Below are 19,024 nucleotides of genomic sequence, written 5' to 3' on the forward strand. Positions count from 1 at the left end.
AGCGTCGATTGTCCTCATCCTTTGGTCCATCACAACCAGCTATGCGGCGCTGTTGGTCCTGGCGATGTTCGTGATTTCGGCTCTACGCAAGCCGACAAGCCGATGAACAGCAATTTCAGCCCCACTTCTTCGGAGTTGGCGATTGCTCCCCGGTTAGAACGATGGGCACAAGTCCGGGATAACAGAGCCACACGCTTGCGCGGTGACGTGACAGGGCACCCAGTCCTGGATGATCAACGGATCTTCACGTCGCCCCTTCTTGTGCTCGATCGTTGCAAACAATGGGCACGAACGACGTCGCGTTTTTATGTCTTGGGAGAACCTGCCTACAGACAACCAATGGAGCTGGAAGTTGCTCGCCGACGTCGCCAGTTGCAAAGACAACGCAGTCAGTCCCGCCGGGAGATAATGCATCAGCTCTACGTGCTCTCAGACTTTCCAAACATTGCCCGCGTCGTCGCCCGTCGTACGACTGCAACGAGACTGGATGGGCGCGCTATTCTTGCCGTCATGGAAACCGCACATCCCATAGAGATGGCGGCGCTGGACGATGCTGAGAAATGTTTGCTAAACCAACTTAAGGCGAAGCAGTATGGCATGCTTTTCTGACCAACAGGAATCCTGCACCACCGCCTGGCCAGCCCTCCGATATTTGAGGTCTCCGGGCTGCCCAGGCTCCCTGCAAAATCCGCACCGACATCGCCCGCCACAAGGCAGGGGAGGAGTGGGTTTTGCGCCGTCCGTCAGGACGGCTCGCAAGGATCGTAGATCCGCGCAGATCGCGGCTGAAAGTTGCAAGATCGGAGGCCCCCGGAGGGCACACTGGTTGAGCGGAGCGAGGCGAAAATCCGACAGGAATTTCGCCCAACCGTACGTGTGCTAACGATTGACTCAGTCAAGGCTTAACAAATCAATGTCTGATCCCCTGTACGCATTCGTTCGGAACTTGAAGCGAGAAAGTAACAATAACAATCTGGGCAGTTTTTCAGATATCGTCTCTGCTGAAAGCCATGCCAAGCGAACTGATAGAACTTCTCAAGCCCGACAGGTAGAGGGCCGCAGCCACACAGCCAACTATTTCTGGTCCAAGATGGGTGATGGCCTCGAGGGCGGCGGCGCTGACTACGCCAAGGCCTACCGCGAGCACAAAACGCAGATGGGCGTGAAGAGCGAGCGAAAGAATGCGGCGCTAGGAGTTCACGCGCTTGTCTGCGTGTCACCAGAGTGGCTCGAAGAGACTGGAGATCCCCGGGACCTAGCTAATGTACGCGTTCAGCAACTCATTGCGGAAGCCAAGCTATGGGCTGAAAGCTGGATGGGTGAGGGAGCCGTTTGGGCTGTGCGCTATGACACCGATGAGGCTGGAAGCGGAAACGTTGATATCCTCGCCAGTCCCATCAGGACAGAATACCACAAAAGCGGATCTAGCAAGCCTTCGATCTCGGTTAGAAAGGCCAACAATGAGTTGGCTGAGAAGTACGAGGTCTCGAGCGGTTGGGCTGCACAGCAAACAGATTGGGCGAAGTGGGCTCAGAACAACCTCGACAATCGACTGAAGCGCGGCAAACCCAAAAAAGAGACTGGCCGTGAACATGTGCCACCAGATCTTTATAAAGATCTGGCAGAACAAGCACGTCAGGAAGCTGTCAAAGACGCTGAGACCATCATACAGGCCGAAATTGACCAGAGGTGGGCGCTGCATGAAGAACATCGCTCAGAGGCTTTCATAGAGGCGGAGGAGCGCGCTTGGGAACGGGTCAAACGGCGCATTGACGAGATGGTCACCGAGAGAGCTTCCGAGAGGCTCCAGAAGGCCGAGGAGACGGCAAAGGTAGCCGCAAAGCGCGAAAAGACCCTCAAACGCACCCTCGAAATGTTATGGGCCGTTTTGAAGAGCCTCATCGGTCGAGAAGATCTAGCGGCGATAAAAACAGCTCATAAAGCCAAGCTTTCAGAACCCGCAAAGGAGTTCAAACTTCGCGGACCTGATGGCCCATGATGCAGTTTCTGCAACAGTTTTGCGACGCACACGATCTGCCGTAACGGAACAGTTCTGAATCAAGCGATAGCGGTAGGATTCGGCTTCCGATTCACTTTCTCATGCAGTCGGCAGAAATGAACCGAGAGCTTCAACACAAGCATGTAAAAACCAGTGTTGCTGAGCGTGAACAGTTTTTCCCTATCCTCCGCAGTCGTATGTGCTGCAACCGGCATTGAGTGCGCATCATCGAGCCGTGCGACGTAATCTTCGTCCAAAGGGCCACCTGCTGGAAGGAAGAACATGTTGGTTGTCTTCTGCGCCTTGATCATGGCGACTTTCTCATCAACTCGGTTCGATTCAATCCCACTGGCTCGAAGGAGGTTTTCGTAGATCGACAGTTTGACCAAGGGCGCAAAAATCAAACGCGCGGGCACATCGCGTGGGTTCTCGGGATCAACGTCACAGGAATTGGATAGCACCAAGCCGCGCACCGAACGCCGCTCACCGGAGTCGAACATGAACAACTGAAATCCGCGCCAACCATCGCCTTGTAGCGTGTCTTCTTTGAACGAGTCATGGTAGGGGCTGAGAAAATAATCGGCAGCACCGCCCTGAGAAATTGCTTTCAGTTCGTCGACCAGTATCTTCCGATCTTCGGCTGTAAGGTAGTATGGTATCTGCTGTTGAAGACTTTCAGCGTCGAAATTCATATGTGCAATCAGGACTCATAGAGCTCAGTCAGGTTGGCATCCCAAACGGCCTCAAACTCAGATCCTAGAGGCTCCTGCCCCTCGGACAGGGATGCAAACACAGACGCGATGTCTTTCGCAAACTCGTGTGTGTTTTCTAGCTTAGAAAAAGTAATCGTTTTTTCGAAGAAACTGAATGACGGTACATTCTGAGTGGTTACATAAACGGGCTCGTCGGCAGGCCAAACGGCATGACCAATGGCCAATGCGGCGTTCAAGCCGACGATGGCCGCAGTTGCGGTTCCTGTTTTGGTTTGAACTAGCTCATTCATAAATTGGCCCCATTTCATCAATCGTCTCTTGCTTGAGGCAGTCAAAGAATCTGATCTTGTTTGACTGCCTCAACGTCTCAAGTTCGGGTTTCAAGCCTGCCGCAAAATCAATGAAACCAACGGGCTGAATATTCCGAATTGAATCTATATCTACAACAACCCCTTGTGCTTCACTTCCATCTGGCATTTTGCCGTGAGCGTCGGTGATAACTGTCAAAATATGTGTTGTGTCACCTTCAACATGATGAACCTGCATGTTGATGTGGTCGTCTTGGACTTCAAGTGAGCCAATTCTGATCGCCAAATCAATTTTTGCGATTTGCTCGGCGAGAGAATTACCCCTAATCAGGTTCACATATTTTACCGAAAATCTTTCTACCTTTCCAACGACGCCAGCGTCAGCGATCATTGAGGTGATCTCGAGGATTTTTGATCTGAAATTAGGCCACTTAGGGTAAGGAAGTTTACAGCTAATGACAATGTTTTGGTCGCCGACAGCGATCACATAATTTCCCCATTCTAGTCGCTGAATCGGGGCGTATCGTAAGTTCGGGTCATTGGCGCGGACAGGCTGAGGAAACTCAGCAGCAGGAAGCCGCTTAATCGTTGGTTTTGGGTCGAGTTGATGGAACAAAATACCCGGAAGAATGTCCGCATGAGGCACCGAACCATCCAAACGCACTTCGAACAATGCATCTACAAGCGGTTCTTGCTCTAGAATTTTCGGCAATACTGTCATGTGCGGCCCACAACCTCCCTACGAATCACAATGTAACCCTTGTGCGAATCGGCAACAAGGGCGACGGACTCGAAAACGTCTCAAGAGTCAATAGCAGGACAGTGTTGCAAATGCCTAATACAGCGTGCGCTAGCACGACAACGCCCTAAGGCCAATGATTCTTGTGAAAGATTAAGCAACGTATATCGTCGCTTGGATAGGGCGAACCCTGGCCGAACCAGCACTGGGTATGCTCACTCGCTGCACTTTTTCCACGTAATCACAAAACGATGCAACGATAATAGCTCATGTAACATCGACATTCCGAGGTCATCGACGCCGCCAAACGACAGGCAGACGCAGCGCTTGTTACGACCGCACGTTTGCCTTGTCCACCGCCACTTTCAATTGCCACTCTCTCTTTTCTTTTCGTCGTTGGGAAAGTCTTCGGCGACTATCTTGTCCCACTCAGCCATGTCACGTTCATAGGCTTCCTGATCCTCGCCATAATCTTCCCAGAATGGCGGTGCTGGTAGATCTTCGGGGTGATACTTGTAACGGGTCACCGACTTTACAGCATCTACGATGTTAGCAGATCTGGCTTTTACACCATCAGGTTGCCAAGCGAACATTTTGTCGATGACTTCCCGCTTTGTTTTCATAGGCATATTTTCATAGTTATGGCCAAGAAAACAAAGCGCTTTGATAGCTTCATCCACAACAAACTTGATCTCATCAAGCTTTGGAGCTTTGGAACCACCTAGAAGAACCTCATTCAGGTCAGCGCCCGTAAACGCTTCCAGCTGAACTAGGGCGCTTGATGGAATTGCCCGTTTGCCAGTCTCATACATGTAGTAGCTGCGAGCGGATACACCCATCATCTCAGCCATTTCCGCCTTCTTGAACTTGCGCTTCCTACGGAAAGCCTCAAGGTTCTCATGCACCTTCACACTGAGCGCCTGGGCAAGCGTTTGGTCGTTAATCATCGCCTGCATCGCCGCCTCTTCGGCAGCATGCTCCTCCTCCGGAGTGCCGTTAAATCCTTGTAACTTGAAGCTCATTTTAAAAAATCAGTCCTATAGTTCCGGTTCTATAAATAATATCGGCACCCACTTGTTTGTAAAGCAAAATTGCGCATTAATGTAAAAAGTTACAAGGAACGGAGAAAAACAGTGCCCGAACTGCTGACGCATGGCCAAACACCCGAAGAGTGGAGTCAGACTCTTGCAGGACATGGGGTTCATGTGTCGCCGAGGCTCATTCGCGCTAGAGCGCGCGAAACTGGGAATTATCACCAACTTGGGCATCTCATGCTTCTTTTGCCATCGCATATCGAGGCGCTGATTGAACCAGGAAAAGCAAAAACTGTTCAAGCGGAGCTTCCACTAAAGTCGGAAGCAACGAACAACCGTAGGACCAATCAATGAAACATGTGCGCGCGAATATGGATTGGGGTGGCGCGCTGCGTCGTGCCGATGCTGCGCGCTACTGCGGTCATTCAGCGGGTCATTTTGATAAGCTTGTTAAGAACGGCAAGTACCCCCCCGGAAGAAATGCAGACGGAGTAGCTTTGTGGCTTCGCTGGGAGCTCGATCAGGCCTTAGCAGAGCTGCCAAGAGTAGATACGTCTGAATGGGAACCTGGAAACAGCTGCGATGAGGCGTTCGGTTGCTAACGAAGATGAAATATTTGAACTCTTCTGGGCGATTTCCCAGTGGCAATGTTCGTTATTACTTTCGACCCAAGGGTCGGAAGGGCATCGCTATGCCTGATCTTCCACCAGACCACCCAAGCTTTTTTGCTGCCTACGCCATTGCTGCAGGCAGCAATGAGCCAATTAGGCTGCCAGCCAAAAGCGGCAGCTTGGACTTCGGTATCCAGGGATATCTAAAATCAGATGCCTTTTTGATTGGGTTGGCTGAGGGAACTCGTGTTGTAAGGCGACGTATGCTGGATGACATCCGAGAGCGATACGGACACGCGCGGGTGTCGGACCTTCAACAAAAGCATGTTGAAGCAGACCTCAACAGATTCTCCGGGCATGCATGGAACAACCATCTCAAAACCTGGCGTGGTCTCGGAAAGTGGCTGGCCCAAAAGTACAACATTGAAGACCCGGCAAAAGGCGTAAAGAAAGCTCCAGTGGCTCAATCCGATGGTCACATTCCCTGGTCAAAAGAAGAAATTGAGGCGTTTCGTAAACATTGGCCTATCGAAACTCCTGAACGTCTTGCTCTTGAAATCCTTTTCTGGACTGGCGCACGCATCTCTGATGCAGTTCGACTCGGCCATGGTAACGTAGATCGGGATGGGTGGCTCGTTTTTCGTCAGCAGAAAACAGGAGGTGAAGTAGCAATTCCGTTTGCTCGTGCCCTGCCGGAGTTTGCTTACGGTATGGAGCCAGAACTTGCATTTCTTCATTCGGCCCTGGACGCGCGGAAAGACAAGCATGTCACGTGGATCACCACGGCTCACGGAAAATCTCGAAGCGTAAAGGCTGCAGGTCAGTGGCTGGCGGCAAAAGCAAGAGCTGCGGGCGTTAACGGAAGATCAGCGCATGGGCTACGAAAAAGTCGAGCTCGAGCTCTTGTGGAAGCAGGGGGGACCACCGCTCAAATAGGCGCTTGGACAGGTCATGAAAGCCTATCAGAGATCGAACGATACATTCGCAATTTCAACAAGAGGATGGTACTCAGCAGCACAGAGCAAGAACAAAAAGGTCCAACTTCCGCGACCCACGATCCAACTCAGAATAAAAAATCAGGAGAATCAAATGCTTAGAGAGGTGTTGGCGACCCCGGCAGGATTCGAACCTGCAACCTGCCCCTTAGGAGGGAGTTATTCATCATCAGAATTTCCTTTTTCTTTTAGTGCGTTAGGAGTGGTGTTGCTCGAAGGCTGTACTGGATTTGTACGAAATAGCCTCCTTATTGCGGCTTCATCTGCCTTCGAATGGGCATAAATACGCATGGGAACGCTGGGATCTTTCCAACGTCCCGCTTTCGCTGCGTCAACAGGGTTTACACCCATATTTACCGTTAGCTCAGTGAAGAAGCCGTGACGCCCCGCCTCATGGGCGGAAAGATAAGGAATGTTAGCTTTGGCACAAATGCGCTTCCACGTCCCGTTGTAGCCGGTGGAGCTGTTATAACCAAAAACGCGTGCCTCCAGCAGCTTACCTGTCTTCGAACTGCGATTTCTTTTAGGGGGTAATGCCAGTATCTCGTCCATCATTTCGGGAGATACGACTACCCAAGTCTGCTTATGGCCTTTTTGCGCCTTTAACTGTACTTGGCACTTCGCGGAATCAACGTTAACGTCGGTGACCGCTACTGCCTGTCCAATACGAGCACCGGTCTCAAACATGAAACGAGCGAGTGCTGCATTGTGGACGTCAGCTACCTGGCAAAATCGCTCAATCCAATCTCTGTCAGAGGGTTCCCGTTCCACACGGCTCAATTTACCTCGCCGCTCATCTTGAGCATTCAATTCTTCGCCAGAGTAGCTGCTAACTGAAATGGCTGAAAATTTTCGGTTTGTGCGGTGAAGCTTATTGATGACCGCGCGCGCTGGAGTAACGATATCCCGCCACCAGGTATCAGTTGAAGCCTCTGGCTTTAGCACTCTACCCAGGTCCTTCAGTACCTCTTCCGTAATCGACTCAACGGGCATATTCCCCAACTCTTCGACAATTGGTATCAGCTTTTGTGCTGTTTTTGGCGTCGCAGGGTAGAGCATTGTCGCCTCGGCAAATGTTAGTGCCGCCTCTGGGCCGACAATATAGGCACGACGTTGCCTAGCCGTTTCGTTAGCTATCCAGTCATTTGCGCCCGCTTCTGTAAGTGAGCCAGTGCTTTTCCGATAGTAGTCTGTGATTGGCGTACCATTGAATTCAACTCTACCTTTGGCGTAGTAGATATGGCCGCGTTTGTACGGTTCGAGCGGCATTTTTGGCCCTCTTTCAGAATAATGTCCATTTGGTTGGCGGTAATAATCATCGCGTTGCCTAGTCGGCAGCACGCCCCGAGCCGATTGGCACGTTGGCGCAACGTACGTTCCTTTATGGAAATTCCACGGCCAGCGAGGAGCTCGACCCATTGGGAAGGCGTCAGCCCAGTGTCCAATACTTCGGAGCCAAGCCTTTCATCAGGTTTGGGTGTCATTCTGGGCCTCCGAATTGGCATCACCCTTCGGTTTTGGCACAACCATTTTGCGCTCAATGAACTCTTCCAACGCGCCATCAGGCACAAAGAAACGCCGGTTCAACTTGATGTGGCGCAGTTCATTAGTGGATATCAGGCTTCGAATTGTCTTCTCCGGCCATCCTGAGGCGCTTGCCAATTCTCGTGGTGTAAAGAAACCTTCCAATACAGCCTCCATTAACTTGGCGAACTGGGAACGAATCGCTACAGTTGGGAAAAATGCGGCAAGATCGACTCTCAGTCGCTGATTCTGGTAACAAATGATACCATAGGGTAACGATGAGCAGTCTTCAAGAGCGATTATCATCGATTAGGAAAGCAACAGGTATGTCCCAGGCTGCATTCGGTGCAGAATTTGGGCTGTCAGACCGCGCCTACAAAAACTACGAGCTAGGCATTCGGGATCTGCCTTTGGCCGTAGCGCTGAGCATTTCCGAGAAATACGAAGTAAATATCGCATGGCTATTAACTGGAGACGGCGCGAGTTCTGGCCTTGAGGTCCGAGATGCCGTGAAAGCTGCCGTAATAGCCGTCCGCGAGCACTTCATCGCCGAGAATGAAACACCGAGCCCCGACTATGAGTCCGACGTGGTCCAATACGTATTTGACGAAATCCTCCGAGAGGGCGGCCTGAATCCCTCCAGGTTGGAGGCATACTTCAGAACTTTGAGGAAAGATCAAAAATGACAAATCCGTTCATCGATCAGGCCCGTAGGGTCGTTGCACAGGCACACGCAAAAACCAATGCTTCTCGGCTTAGTCTCGCACGTAGACGCTGTTTTATACTGGCGATGGTTGCCTGTTTCACGGCTGGCCTGGGATGGATTGGCTTTGGGATTCAACACCTACTTACCGAGTCACACTCGGGAGCAGTTGTCTTTGCCAGTGTAACCGCTACGGCAATCGTTGTCGCCTGGACAGCCGCCCTCTGCATGTCATTCAACGCGCACCCCTCGCTAGAGGTTACCCGATGAGCGCTCAACCATCAGAACTTGGGTTCGAAGCTGATCTGTTCAAAGCGGCTGACAGGCTTCGCGGGAACCTCGAACCATCTGAATACAAGCACGTTGTGCTTGGCCTAGTGTTCTTAAAATATATCTCCGAGGCATTCGAAGGTTATCATGCCAAGCTGGCAAAAGATGAATACGCTGACCCTGAAGATCCCGAGGAATACCTTGCCGAAAACATTTTCTGGGTCCCGCAAGAGGCGCGCTGGTCGCACCTGAAAGACATGGCACGAGATCCCAACATCGGCAAGATCATCGACGATGCGATGGAGGCAATCGAGCGCGAACCCTCCAACGAAAAGCTGAAGGGCGTTCTGCCCAAAAACTATGCCCGCCCAACTCTCAACAAAGAAATGCTTGGGGACCTGATCGACCTATTCTCCGGCATCGATATGAGGAAGCATGCAGATGATGCGCGGGATATTCTTGGCCGTGTATACGAGTACTTCCTTGCTGGCTTTGCCTCTTCCGAAGGGAAGCGCGGCGGAGAATTTTTCACGCCAAAATCAGTAGTTAAGACATTGGTAAGTATGCTCTCGCCAATGATTGGTCGCGTGTATGATCCGTGCTGCGGGTCGGGTGGCATGTTCATTCAGTCTGAAACATTTGTCGAAGATCACGGAGGCAGACGAGACGACATCGCCGTGTATGGTCAAGAGATAAACCATACGACTTGGCGGCTGTGCATGATGAACCTTGCAGTGCAAGGCATCGACGCAGAAATTAAATGGAACAACGAAGGCTCCTTTATCCGTGATGAGTTGCCCGATCTTCGTTCCGATTTCGTCCTTGCCAACCCGCCCTTCAACATCTCGGACTGGGGTGGTGACAAGCTGACCAAGGATGCCCGCTGGAAGTACGGTACGCCTCCCAAGGGAAATGCTAACTACGCTTGGTTACAACATATTCTGCATCATCTTGCCCCTCGCGGTACAGCAGGTGTCGTACTCGCCAACGGTTCCATGTCGTCCCAGCAATCGGGGGAGGGTGATATCCGAAAGGCGATGATCGAGCCAATGTTTGATGATGAGGGAAAGCAAATCGGTGGCGATGTGGTCGACTGCATGGTCGCTTTGCCGGGTCAGCTATTCTACTCCACGCAAATTCCCGCCTGTCTATGGATTCTTGCCAATGACAAATCCGCCAATGGCCACCGCGACCGGCGGGGCGAAGTACTGTTCATTGATGCTCGCAATATGGGTCAAATGGTCGACCGTGTGCGACGCGACTTTGACGAATCCGAAATCGAGAAGATCGCAGACACCTACCACCGCTGGCGGCACAAAGCACCAGATACAGCATACCAGGATGAGCCCGGTTTTTGTGCCAGTGCCGATCTGGAAACGATCCGCAAACATGACTACGTCCTGACGCCCGGTCGTTATGTGGGTGCTGCGGATGATGACGCCGACACTGTCCCGTTTGAGGAAAAGCTTTCTACGTTGAGGTCGCAACTGTCCGAGCAGATCACAGAGGCATCTGGATTGCAGTCCCGATTGGCTTCCGTTCTTGGTTTAGAGATCGCCAATGGTTGAAGCCGCCTACCTGCCCCTCTCCGAGTTTGCGGACCAGAAGCGCAAAATCACTTATGGGATTGTACAGCCGGGGAAGCTTCATGACGAAGGCGTTCCGATTGTTCGGGTTAACAATTTTCGAGGTAACACGCTCGACTTAGCTGACCGTCTTGCCGTCGCGCCAGAGATTGAAAGCAAGTATCGGCGTTCTAGACCAAGGCCTGGCGACCTTCTGATTTCTCTGGTTGGCTCGATTGGCCAAGTCGCAATTGCACCTGACGAAATTGAGGGTTGGAATCTGGCGCGCGCTGTTGGGCTAGTACCCTTCGACGACATTTTGAAAGCACGCTGGGCGTTCTATGCGCTGCAAACCGTGACTGCCCAGCAATTCATACAGGCACATGCAAACACTACTGTTCAGGCAACATTTAACCTCAAGGACTTGGCCCGCATTCCAGTTCCAGTTTTTGGAGAAAAGGCCGACGAGGAAGCGTTGGCCGCATTGATGCTTCTCGACGAGAAAATCGAGTTGAACCGTCGAATGAATGAGACGTTGGAAACTATGGCGCGGGCGGTGTTTCGGGATTGGTTCATTGATTTTGGTCCCACCCACCGCAAGGCCGCAGGTGAAACAGGCCCCGCCGCCATCCTCGGCGGCCTTTCCCCTGACCCCACCAAAGCCACCGAACTTGCCGCACTCTTCCCAGACAGCTTCAGGGATAACGGCCTGCCCACAGGGTGGGAGGAGCGTCCTTTGGACAAGATTGCAGACTTTCTGAACGGGTTGGCATTACAGAAATATCCAGCAAAGCCCAACGAAGATAGCCTTCCTGTAATCAAAATCGCAGAGCTGCGAAATGGGGTGACGGCGAAATCCAATCGCGCGTCCCGAGAGGTGCCTGAAAAATATGTGCTCAAGGACGGGGACTACATTTTTTCTTGGTCTGGTAGTCTCATGGCCAAGTATTGGACCGAAGGCGAAGGCGCCCTTAATCAACACCTCTTCAAAGTTACATCTGAGACGCATCCAATGTGGGTAGTTTCAGGATGGGTCGAGCATCACTTGGCAGAATTCCAGCGGATAGCAGCAGCAAAGGCCGTGACAATGGGGCATATCAAGCGTTCGCATTTGACGGAGGCGATGTGTGTTCTGCCCCAAAAACAAGACTTTGAGCTGATGGGTGAGGTCATCGGACCGCTGTTGGCTACAATGATACAAAACAGTTTAGAAAATCAAACCCTAGCCGCCACTCGAGACCTCCTCCTTCCCAAACTCATGTCCGGGGAAATCCGTCTGAAAGATGTGGAGGAATTGGTTTGAGTGACCTTTACCCAAACATCTCAGCATTTTGCCGTCACTGGACCAATGCCGCAATGCTCCAACACACTTACGAAGCGCTGGAGCGTGAATTCAGAGCGGGCAACGATGGCTGCATCGATGCAGCCAAGAGTATCGTTGAGTGTGCTTGCAAAACCTTGGTCGAAGAACTGGACGATCCGATCAATCCCATCCGCGAACGATCCGATAGCCCAATAAAGAGCGAAAATCCTAGTCTTGGGCACTGGCTGACTGCTGCGATCCGTTTGCTGGACTTGGTCGATGAGCGCACAGACCCTCTGAACAAGGTGATTTCGCAGTACAACACGTTGACTGTCGAACTTGGGAATTTTCGCAAGAAGGCGGGTCCGCTGAGTCATGGCAAGCTGGGTTTTGTCAATCGGCTGAGTGAACATCACAGACGGATGGCCATCATTGCGGCAGATACCGTGATTGGATTTCTCCACGACGCCTATTTGGATCAACAGACGGACCCCGTCCGAACCTTTGAACCCTATGAGCGCTTTGGCGTCTTCAATGAAAAAATCGATGCTTATATCGGTTTTGCTGGGGCTCGGATCGAAGATGGAAGGCTGATCGTCGGTATCGAGTTGGAGGAGTTCGACACAAGGCGCATCGAGGTCAGTGTCTCTCAATTGTTGTTCGGTGTGGAGCGACAAACCTATAAAGAAGCGCAACGACGAACGGCTGATCTCCCGCTTCCCCAACCTGAGGAAGCCATTGATGATTAACGAAGACACCGTCGAACAAGCGGCTCTGGCCATTCTCCAAGAACAGGGCTTTCCCTACCTGGGCGCGAATGTGATCTCGCCCGATGGAACACACCCCGAGCGCGCGTCCTACGGTGAAGTCCTGTTGGAGGGACGGTTGCAAGAGGCCGTGGTGCGGCTGAACCCCGAAATTCCAGAAGATGCGCGCCGCGACGCGCTACGTCAGATAACCGGGTCTTCTTCACAAAGCCTGATTGAGGAAAACCGGCGCATTCATTCGCTCCTCGTCAATGGCATAGACATCGAATTCAAGGCGGATGATGGATCGATCCGGGGAGACAAGGTCTGGCTGGTCGATTTTGACAACCCGCAGACTAATGACTGGTTGGTGACGAACCAGTTCACCGTGATCGAGGGAAAGCACAAACGTCGCCCTGACGTGGTGGTGTTCCTCAACGGCCTACCCGTGGCCGTGATAGAGCTGAAGAATGCCGCCAGCGAAGCAACGAGCATCGACGATGCCTTCGCCCAGCTTCAGACCTACAAGCAGCAGGTGCCATCCCTATTCCGAACGAACGCGGTTCTTATAAGTTCCGACGGTCTATTGGCCCGGATAGGCTCGCTTACCGCCAATGAAGAGCGGTTCATGCCGTGGCGCTCTGTGACTGGCGCGGCAGATGATTTCACGCCGGAGGGGCCGCAGGAAATGGCGACGCTGCTCAAGGGCGTGTTCGACAAGGGCCGATTTTTGGAGCTTTTGCGTGACTTTACAGTGTTTGGTGACATGGGCGAGGGTCCGTTCAAGATTATCGCGGGCTATCACCAATTCTTCGGCGCGCGGAAGGCGTTGGCCAATGCAATCAAGGCATCAAAACCAGATGGCGACCGCCGCATCGGTGTAATCTGGCACACGCAAGGATCGGGTAAATCACTGTTGATGGCATTCTTCGCGGGGCTGTTGGTGCGGAACCGGGAGATGCAAAATCCTACCTTGATCGTTTTGACCGACCGCAACGATCTGGATGACCAACTTTTCCAGACCTTCTCAATGACGAAGGATCTGATCCGGCAGACCCCCGATCACGCAGAGACCAGGGAGGAGCTGCGCGAATTGCTGGCCCGGCAATCTGGCGGAGTGATCTTCACGACCATGCAGAAGTTTTCCCCGGAGAAAGGTGAAGAGCGTTTTCCGACGCTGACCGACCGTGGGAATGTGATCGTCATCGCTGACGAGGCGCATCGAAGCCAGTATGGGTTAGATGCCAAGGTCAACCCCAAGACCGGCGAACGAAAATATGGCTACGCCCATTATGTGCGGCAAGCGCTTCCAAACGCCTCATTTGTCGGCTTTACCGGCACTCCGATTGAGACGGCCGACGTGAACACACCAGCGGTGTTTGGCGACTACGTCGACATCTACGATATTACACGGGCGGTCGAAGACAAGGCGACTGTGCCGATCTACTACGAAAGCAGGTTGGCCCGCATTGAACTGGACGAGGACGAAAAGCCTAAGGTCGACAAAGAAATCGCAGCGATCCTCGAGGACGAGACGTTGTCCGAGCAGGAAAAAACCAAGGCTAAATGGAGTACCGTTGAAGCGTTGGTTGGCTCAGAAAAGCGGTTGAAGCAGATCGCTGCCGACCTCGTCGGACACCTAGAAGCTAGAACTTCCGCCCTTGGTGGCAAAGCGATGGCAGTTTGTATGAGCCGCCGTATCTGTGTGGCTCTTTACAGGGAGATCATTGCGCTCCGCCCAGCCTGGCATTCTGACAGCGATGCAACCGGCGCGGTCAAAATTGTCATGACGGGCTCAGCATCGGATCCGCTCGAATGGCAACCTCATATCGGAAGCAAAAAGCGGCGTGACGACCTAGGCAAGAGAGCGCGCGACCCCGATGACCCTTTGAAGCTGGTTATCGTCAGAGACATGTGGCTGACGGGCTTCGATGCCCCTTGTATGCATACAATGTATGTAGACAAGCCTATGCGGGGGCACGGTTTGATGCAGGCCATAGCGAGGGTGAACCGGGTGTTCCGCGACAAACCAGGCGGGCTCGTCGTCGATTATATTGGCATCGCCCAGAACTTGAAGAACGCTTTGTCGCAATACTCTGAAGCAGATCGCGAGCGCACCGGGATCGATGAAGAACAAGCCGTGGCACTGCTGGCAGAAAAACTAGACGTTGTCCGCTACATGCTAAATGGCCATGATTATAGTTCAGGTCTTGATGGTATTGCACAGGTCCGCCTGAAGGCACTCGGCGACGCGGTTGATTGGGTCATTGGACAGCAAACATCGGCTGCGCACGGCCAAACATCTGAAGCCGACAAAAAAAAGGAGCTTTCGCGTTTTCAGGACGCGACCCTTGAGCTTTCACGGGCATACGCTCTGGCGTCTTCGAGCGACCTGGCCAAAGAGGTTAAGGACGAGGTCGGATTTCTTCAGGCCGTTCGGGCTGCACTGAGCAAAACTACCGTAAAGGGAAAACTCTCGTCTCGCGGCAAGCAGTTTGCAATTGAGCAACTCGTTAACAAAGCGGTCGCCGACGCTGAAATCGTGGATATTCTGCATGCAGCAGGCATCAAGACGCCAGACATCTCGATTCTGTCGGACGAGTTTCTTCTCGAAATACAGTCCATGGAGCGCAAAAACCTTGCCTTGGAGGCACTGAAAAAACTCTTGAACGGTGAGATTAAAAGCAAAGCCAAGAGAAACGTTGTCGAAAGCCGCGCATTCAGTCAGCGTCTTGAAGAAGCTGTTGCCCGCTATCATGCGAACGCCATTTCTACTGTCGAGATGATTCAGACCCTAATTGACCTCGCAAAGGATATTAAGGCTTCGGCTGTTCGGGGCGAATCCGAAGGTCTGTCAGACGAAGAATTGGCGTTTTACGACGCTTTAGCTCAAAACGAGAACGCCGTAGAGGCGATGGGTAACGAACAACTACGCCTTATCGCCCACGAGCTGCTCGAGCAGGTCCGCAAGAACGCAACAGTCGATTGGCACAAGAAAGAAAGTGCGCGTGCTCGGATGCGAATATTGGTGAAGCGGATTCTCAAGAAATACGGTTATCCACCTGACTTGTCGAAAGAAGCAGTTAAGACGGTGTTGGAGCAAGCTGAAGCCTTATTGCGAGAGATAAGCTGACGCCTTGCCGTGTTATTCACGGACCCAGTTTACTTGCTTCCGTGACATTTTAGTTTCGAACTTGATAGTTCTGCAGCTGCATCAGTAAGTGGTTGGAGAAAAAACATCTTTAGTTTCGCAGCCGATTACAAGTATCCTGCGCGGATGATGCTAGTGGAATTCGGCGTTAAGTAGCAATTAGGTGAGGATATCTCTAACGTGAAAACAATCACCCTTTTTGCAAACAAAGGCGGTTCTGGCCGTACTGTATCCGCGATGGCGCTGGCATCGGGTTTCCTTGCCCTAGGCAGGCGGGTTACAGTGATGGATTGTAGCGATCTGGTGGGATGTGAAGCTTCACCGCTTCGTGCTTGGCAACAGCAAATGACGATATGCGAACTGCGCCGACAGCGATTGGATCTCATCGAATGTGAGACACCTGAGGAAGTTGAAGACAGCGCAGCCGCAGCGCAAGTGCAAGGTATCGACGTGTTGCTGGTCGATACCTCAGCACGAATCTATGAACCACAACTCGTTGCGTTGGAAATGGCTGATCTGATCATCGCGCCCGCCATAGGCCCGTTCGAAGCCCGGCGTATCACGGATAGTATTGGCAAGTTTCTCGACGGTCCTGAGCAACTTTATGGTTTGGTAATCGGCAGTCAAAACAGGTTGCCTCAAGCCGCAAAGACACGCCAAGCCTTCGGCTGTCACCCTGTTTTCAAATCTGAACTGCCTTGGGCCGAGGCGCTATCCGAACAAATGGTGAATGGTGGCATTATGCAAATCGCCGATGCGCTTGCTTGCCGCTCCGACGAACCTGGCTACGCGCGCTTTCGCGCAGCACAGGCGGCATGGAATGCTGTGCAAAGTCTGACCTTTGAGGTTGAGTGGGCGTTGGATGGCTATCGATTCGAAGAAGTCGACAGCGATCAATCCATATTGCCCTTTGGAAGAAGGGCAGTTGCTTGACCCAATTCCGCAGCCACCACGCGCTCGCCTAAATCACGAGGCCTCCGGTCCGCGAAGTTTGAATTCCTTTGCAGGTTCTGAAAGCTTAGCTTCATGGGCTGTTTTGATCTCTGCCAGATATTCTTGACCGACGAGGTTCTTCAAAACGGCCCATAGTAAATCGAGGGCGCGTTTGAGGGTCTTTTCGCGCTTTGAGACTACCTTTGCCGTCTCCTCAGCCTTCTGGAGTCTCTCGGACGCTCTCTCGGTGACCATCTCGTCAATTCGCCGTTTGACCCGTTCCCATGCGCGCTCTTCGGCTTCGGCAAAAACCTCTGAGCGATGCTCTTCATGCTTGGCCCATCGCTGGTCGATTTCAGCCTGAATAGTGCTCTCAGCATCTCTTAGGCCATCCTGGCGCGCTTGCTCCCGGAGAATGTCTGCCTCAGCCTTCGCACTATGCAGCTGATCCAAGGCATCAGTTGCATCTTCCCAAGTCTCTCGGGCCCGTTGCTTGGCTTCCAGCAGATCCTCGTCATGAGCGGCACGATCCCGTTCCAGTTTCTCGCGCTCTTGCTGAAGTTTATATTCCTCGACTTCCAGCCTGTCCGCATCTCGACCGAGCTTCTCCTTTCCACGTACCACCCATTCCAGCCCCACCTCGTCGCGCAGGTGTTCGTACCAAAGATCCTGAAGCGCCTTGCCTTGGTAGTGTTTGCTGTCACAATCAACCATCACGGGATTGCCTTCGTCATCCGTGACTGTTTCGAACTCCCCGGTTTTGTTTCTCTTTTTTTTCGGTTTTTGTCCGAAACGCTCAACAGCCAATTTTTTGCCGAACTTTGTGAGGCTGATCCAATCTGTTGTTCCGCGCTTGGTGGTTTTCGCATACCGCGGCGCAAAGAAGACATCGACAACATGCCGACCAGCCTCATCCCGATCTAGTCGAGCACGAAAAACTGCATTGCCCCCGTGCGTTTTGTTCACGAATGCGACGGCTTGATCCAACATCATTTGTTCGGTTTCCGGTGTGATTTCGAGATCTGTAGGGAACTGCACAATGCCTTGCCGAGCTATGTTGTTCGCCCGCTTGTTCATCTCGGCGCCCTCGGAATGTTTGGCGTACGCCCTCGTGAGGCCACCTATCTTGAAACCGGTTCCATAAGGATCGTAAATCAGAGGGGGGATCGGAACACCGTTAGCATCCTTTCGCACACTCCGTTTTTGGCCGGACATATCATTGCGAAGCTCATGATTTTCCATCGCGGAAATGTCACTTGGGTCAAGGCTTTTGGCCCTGAATGAACCGCTCTTACCCTTGGCCATTGTTATCCTCCAAATCTCCCCTTTGTAAAAAAGGGAGACCCGCTATCCGTTTTGGGGCCCTCCTGCGGAATCCCAAAACAGCGGGTGGGGGCAACATCCCCTCAACCCCAGCACTCCGGCTTCCAGCCTGCGCGGATCTTCGATCCTTGCGAGCCGTCCTGGCGGACGGCGCAAAACCCACTCCTCCCCTGCCTTGTGGCGGGCGATGTCGGTGTGGATTTTGCGGGGAGCCTGGACAGCCCGGAGACCTCAAATATCGGAGGGCTGGCCAGGCGGTGGTGCAGGAGTCCTGTTGGTCAAAAAAGCATGCCATCCCGCTTCGCCTTAAGTTGATTGAGCAAACACTTCTCGGCATCATCCAGCGCCGCCATCTCTATGGGATGCGCGGTTTCCATGATGGCCAGGATAGCGCGCCCACTCAGTTTCGTGGCGGATGTGTGACGGGCAACGGCGCGCGCAATATTTGGGGCATCAGAGAGCGTGTAGAACTGAACGGGCTTTTCCTCGACGAGCCGTTCGCGATGGTCCTTTAGTTGGCGGCGTCGGCGGGCAATTTCCAGCTCTGTTGGTTGTCTATAGGCGGGTTCTCCCAAGACATAAAAACGCGACTTCGTTCGCGCCCATTGCTTGCAACGATCGAGCACAAGAAGGGGCGATGTGAAGATCTGTTGATCATCCAGGACTGGGTGCCCTGTCACTTCACCGCGCAAACGTGTGGATCTGGAATCTCGGATTATTGCCCATCGCTCTAACCGAGGAGCATTCGCTAGGTCCGCAAAAGTGGGATCGAATTGGCTGTTCATCCCTCGATCACCCGGCCCACGCCTTTCACTCCCGCACTGTCGACCCCAGTGCGACCACACTCGCACCATGCAACACCACGCGTCTCGCCCTTGGGCATGTACTTTGTCGTGTGATGCCAACTCTTGGCGATGGTTCCGCAATGAGGACACCTGACCTGGAACGGGCTGGTTGTCGGAGTTCGCTGCTTTTTGGGCATGATCAGTATCCCTGCCTGGTCATTGGCTCTTCGGCTTGCGCAGAGCCGAAATCACGAACATCGCCAGGACCAACAGCGCCGCATAGCTGGTTGTGATGGACCAAAGGATGAGGACAATCGACGCC

Annotated in this window: 18 protein-coding genes and 1 tRNA gene; 10 read left to right on the forward strand and 9 right to left on the reverse strand. The window is 52.7% G+C overall.

Annotation, left to right across the window (positions count from 1 at the left end; genetic code table 11):
• Both ACR0I7_RS19645 and ACR0I7_RS19650 read left to right on the forward strand, forming a co-directional pair.
• Positions 1–609, forward strand: a 609-nt coding sequence (locus tag ACR0I7_RS19645; RefSeq protein ID WP_480514008.1) for a DUF6634 family protein, incomplete at its 5' end; no start/stop codon positions are given.
• 304 nt (positions 610–913) lie between these two features.
• A complete protein-coding gene (locus ACR0I7_RS19650; protein ID WP_480514010.1) occupies positions 914–1,999 on the forward strand; it encodes a hypothetical protein in 1,086 nt (361 codons plus the stop codon).
• Positions 2,000–2,058: 59 nt separating this feature from the next.
• On the opposite strand, the gene ACR0I7_RS19655 is transcribed toward ACR0I7_RS19650, so the two are convergent.
• The 4 genes from ACR0I7_RS19655 to ACR0I7_RS19670 all read right to left on the reverse strand — a co-directional run bounded on the left by ACR0I7_RS19655 (position 2,059) and on the right by ACR0I7_RS19670 (position 4,781).
• Entirely contained in the window at positions 2,059–2,691 is a 633-nt protein-coding gene (locus ACR0I7_RS19655) for a hypothetical protein (protein ID WP_480514012.1), read from the reverse strand.
• Between the two features lie 8 nt (positions 2,692–2,699).
• Entirely contained in the window at positions 2,700–3,002 is a 303-nt protein-coding gene (locus ACR0I7_RS19660; RefSeq protein ID WP_480514014.1) for a hypothetical protein, read from the reverse strand.
• Positions 2,995–3,741 (reverse strand): TIGR04255 family protein, encoded by a 747-nt coding sequence (locus tag ACR0I7_RS19665; protein ID WP_480514016.1) that lies wholly within the window; start codon positions 3,739–3,741, stop codon positions 2,995–2,997. Before ACR0I7_RS19665 ends, ACR0I7_RS19660 begins: the two co-directional genes overlap by 8 nt.
• A 383-nt stretch (positions 3,742–4,124) precedes the next feature.
• The gene (locus ACR0I7_RS19670; RefSeq protein ID WP_480514018.1) at positions 4,125–4,781 is read right to left on the reverse strand and encodes a helix-turn-helix domain-containing protein; all 657 of its coding nucleotides are present in this window, start codon (positions 4,779–4,781) and stop codon (positions 4,125–4,127) included.
• A gap of 111 nt (positions 4,782–4,892) precedes the next feature.
• On the opposite strand from ACR0I7_RS19670, the gene ACR0I7_RS19675 reads away from it, so the two are divergent.
• Together ACR0I7_RS19675 and ACR0I7_RS19680 are read left to right on the forward strand one after the other, a co-directional pair.
• Positions 4,893–5,147, forward strand: a complete 255-nt coding sequence (locus ACR0I7_RS19675) for a hypothetical protein (protein WP_480514020.1) — start codon at positions 4,893–4,895, stop codon at positions 5,145–5,147.
• A gap of 337 nt (positions 5,148–5,484) precedes the next feature.
• Complete coding sequence (locus tag ACR0I7_RS19680; RefSeq protein ID WP_480514022.1) at positions 5,485–6,501, forward strand: tyrosine-type recombinase/integrase; 1,017 nt, start codon at positions 5,485–5,487, stop codon at positions 6,499–6,501.
• Between the two features lie 8 nt (positions 6,502–6,509).
• On the opposite strand, the gene ACR0I7_RS19685 is transcribed toward ACR0I7_RS19680, so the two are convergent.
• The 3 genes from ACR0I7_RS19685 to ACR0I7_RS19695 all read right to left on the reverse strand — a co-directional run bounded on the left by ACR0I7_RS19685 (position 6,510) and on the right by ACR0I7_RS19695 (position 8,229).
• A tRNA-Arg gene (locus tag ACR0I7_RS19685) sits at positions 6,510–6,578 on the reverse strand.
• A complete protein-coding gene (locus tag ACR0I7_RS19690; RefSeq protein ID WP_480514023.1) occupies positions 6,559–7,668 on the reverse strand; it encodes a tyrosine-type recombinase/integrase in 1,110 nt (369 codons plus the stop codon). The genes ACR0I7_RS19685 and ACR0I7_RS19690 overlap by 20 nt, the downstream gene beginning before the upstream one ends.
• 198 nt (positions 7,669–7,866) lie before the next feature.
• Positions 7,867–8,229, reverse strand: coding sequence for a helix-turn-helix domain-containing protein (locus tag ACR0I7_RS19695; protein ID WP_480514025.1), 363 nt, complete (start codon positions 8,227–8,229; stop codon positions 7,867–7,869).
• A 20-nt stretch (positions 8,230–8,249) separates the two neighbouring features.
• Between ACR0I7_RS19695 and ACR0I7_RS19700 the strand changes: the two genes are divergently transcribed.
• From ACR0I7_RS19700 to ACR0I7_RS19725, 6 genes are all read left to right on the forward strand, one after another.
• On the forward strand, positions 8,250–8,609 hold the full coding sequence (locus ACR0I7_RS19700; protein ID WP_480514027.1) for a helix-turn-helix domain-containing protein: 360 nt from the start codon (positions 8,250–8,252) through the stop codon (positions 8,607–8,609).
• 283 nt (positions 8,610–8,892) lie between these two features.
• Positions 8,893–10,464 carry a type I restriction-modification system subunit M gene (locus ACR0I7_RS19705; protein WP_480514029.1) on the forward strand — a complete coding sequence of 524 codons (1,572 nt, stop codon included), beginning with the start codon at positions 8,893–8,895 and terminating at the stop codon, positions 10,462–10,464.
• Positions 10,457–11,764: a restriction endonuclease subunit S gene (locus tag ACR0I7_RS19710; RefSeq protein ID WP_480514031.1), complete on the forward strand. Its 1,308-nt coding sequence runs from the start codon at positions 10,457–10,459 to the stop codon at positions 11,762–11,764. The genes ACR0I7_RS19705 and ACR0I7_RS19710 overlap by 8 nt, the downstream gene beginning before the upstream one ends.
• Positions 11,761–12,513 carry an abortive infection family protein gene (locus ACR0I7_RS19715; protein WP_480514033.1) on the forward strand — a complete coding sequence of 251 codons (753 nt, stop codon included), beginning with the start codon at positions 11,761–11,763 and terminating at the stop codon, positions 12,511–12,513. Before ACR0I7_RS19710 ends, ACR0I7_RS19715 begins: the two co-directional genes overlap by 4 nt.
• A complete protein-coding gene (locus ACR0I7_RS19720) occupies positions 12,506–15,643 on the forward strand; it encodes a type I restriction endonuclease subunit R (RefSeq protein ID WP_480514035.1) in 3,138 nt (1,045 codons plus the stop codon). The genes ACR0I7_RS19715 and ACR0I7_RS19720 overlap by 8 nt, the downstream gene beginning before the upstream one ends.
• Positions 15,644–15,841: 198 nt before the next feature.
• Complete coding sequence (locus tag ACR0I7_RS19725) at positions 15,842–16,594, forward strand: ParA family protein (protein ID WP_480514037.1); 753 nt, start codon at positions 15,842–15,844, stop codon at positions 16,592–16,594.
• A gap of 33 nt (positions 16,595–16,627) precedes the next feature.
• Here ACR0I7_RS19725 and ACR0I7_RS19730 read toward each other — a convergent pair whose 3' ends face one another.
• Both ACR0I7_RS19730 and ACR0I7_RS19735 read right to left on the reverse strand, forming a co-directional pair.
• Positions 16,628–17,899 carry a hypothetical protein gene (locus ACR0I7_RS19730; protein ID WP_480514039.1) on the reverse strand — a complete coding sequence of 424 codons (1,272 nt, stop codon included), beginning with the start codon at positions 17,897–17,899 and terminating at the stop codon, positions 16,628–16,630.
• A gap of 296 nt (positions 17,900–18,195) precedes the next feature.
• Positions 18,196–18,702 carry a DUF6634 family protein gene (locus ACR0I7_RS19735; protein WP_480514041.1) on the reverse strand — a complete coding sequence of 169 codons (507 nt, stop codon included), beginning with the start codon at positions 18,700–18,702 and terminating at the stop codon, positions 18,196–18,198.
• Positions 18,703–19,024 lie beyond the last annotated feature (322 nt).

The organism is Ruegeria sp. AM1, assembly GCF_056540745.1.

What these genes read in the sequence shown, in the direction of transcription:
- ACR0I7_RS19730 (WP_480514039.1), bottom strand. Translation starts at nt 17,899, where the DNA reads ATGGCCAAGGGTAAGAGCGGTTCATTCAGGGCCAAAAGCCTTGACCCA.
- ACR0I7_RS19680 (WP_480514022.1), top strand. Translation starts at nt 5,485, where the DNA reads ATGCCTGATCTTCCACCAGACCACCCAAGCTTTTTTGCTGCCTACGCC.
- ACR0I7_RS19650 (WP_480514010.1), top strand. Translation starts at nt 914, where the DNA reads ATGTCTGATCCCCTGTACGCATTCGTTCGGAACTTGAAGCGAGAAAGT.
- ACR0I7_RS19690 (WP_480514023.1), bottom strand. Translation starts at nt 7,668, where the DNA reads ATGCCGCTCGAACCGTACAAACGCGGCCATATCTACTACGCCAAAGGT.
- ACR0I7_RS19710 (WP_480514031.1), top strand. Translation starts at nt 10,457, where the DNA reads ATGGTTGAAGCCGCCTACCTGCCCCTCTCCGAGTTTGCGGACCAGAAG.
- ACR0I7_RS19695 (WP_480514025.1), bottom strand. Translation starts at nt 8,229, where the DNA reads ATGATAATCGCTCTTGAAGACTGCTCATCGTTACCCTATGGTATCATT.
- ACR0I7_RS19660 (WP_480514014.1), bottom strand. Translation starts at nt 3,002, where the DNA reads ATGAATGAGCTAGTTCAAACCAAAACAGGAACCGCAACTGCGGCCATC.
- ACR0I7_RS19705 (WP_480514029.1), top strand. Translation starts at nt 8,893, where the DNA reads ATGAGCGCTCAACCATCAGAACTTGGGTTCGAAGCTGATCTGTTCAAA.
- ACR0I7_RS19670 (WP_480514018.1), bottom strand. Translation starts at nt 4,781, where the DNA reads ATGAGCTTCAAGTTACAAGGATTTAACGGCACTCCGGAGGAGGAGCAT.
- ACR0I7_RS19665 (WP_480514016.1), bottom strand. Translation starts at nt 3,741, where the DNA reads ATGACAGTATTGCCGAAAATTCTAGAGCAAGAACCGCTTGTAGATGCA.
- ACR0I7_RS19655 (WP_480514012.1), bottom strand. Translation starts at nt 2,691, where the DNA reads ATGAATTTCGACGCTGAAAGTCTTCAACAGCAGATACCATACTACCTT.
- ACR0I7_RS19735 (WP_480514041.1), bottom strand. Translation starts at nt 18,702, where the DNA reads ATGAACAGCCAATTCGATCCCACTTTTGCGGACCTAGCGAATGCTCCT.
- ACR0I7_RS19700 (WP_480514027.1), top strand. Translation starts at nt 8,250, where the DNA reads ATGTCCCAGGCTGCATTCGGTGCAGAATTTGGGCTGTCAGACCGCGCC.
- ACR0I7_RS19720 (WP_480514035.1), top strand. Translation starts at nt 12,506, where the DNA reads ATGATTAACGAAGACACCGTCGAACAAGCGGCTCTGGCCATTCTCCAA.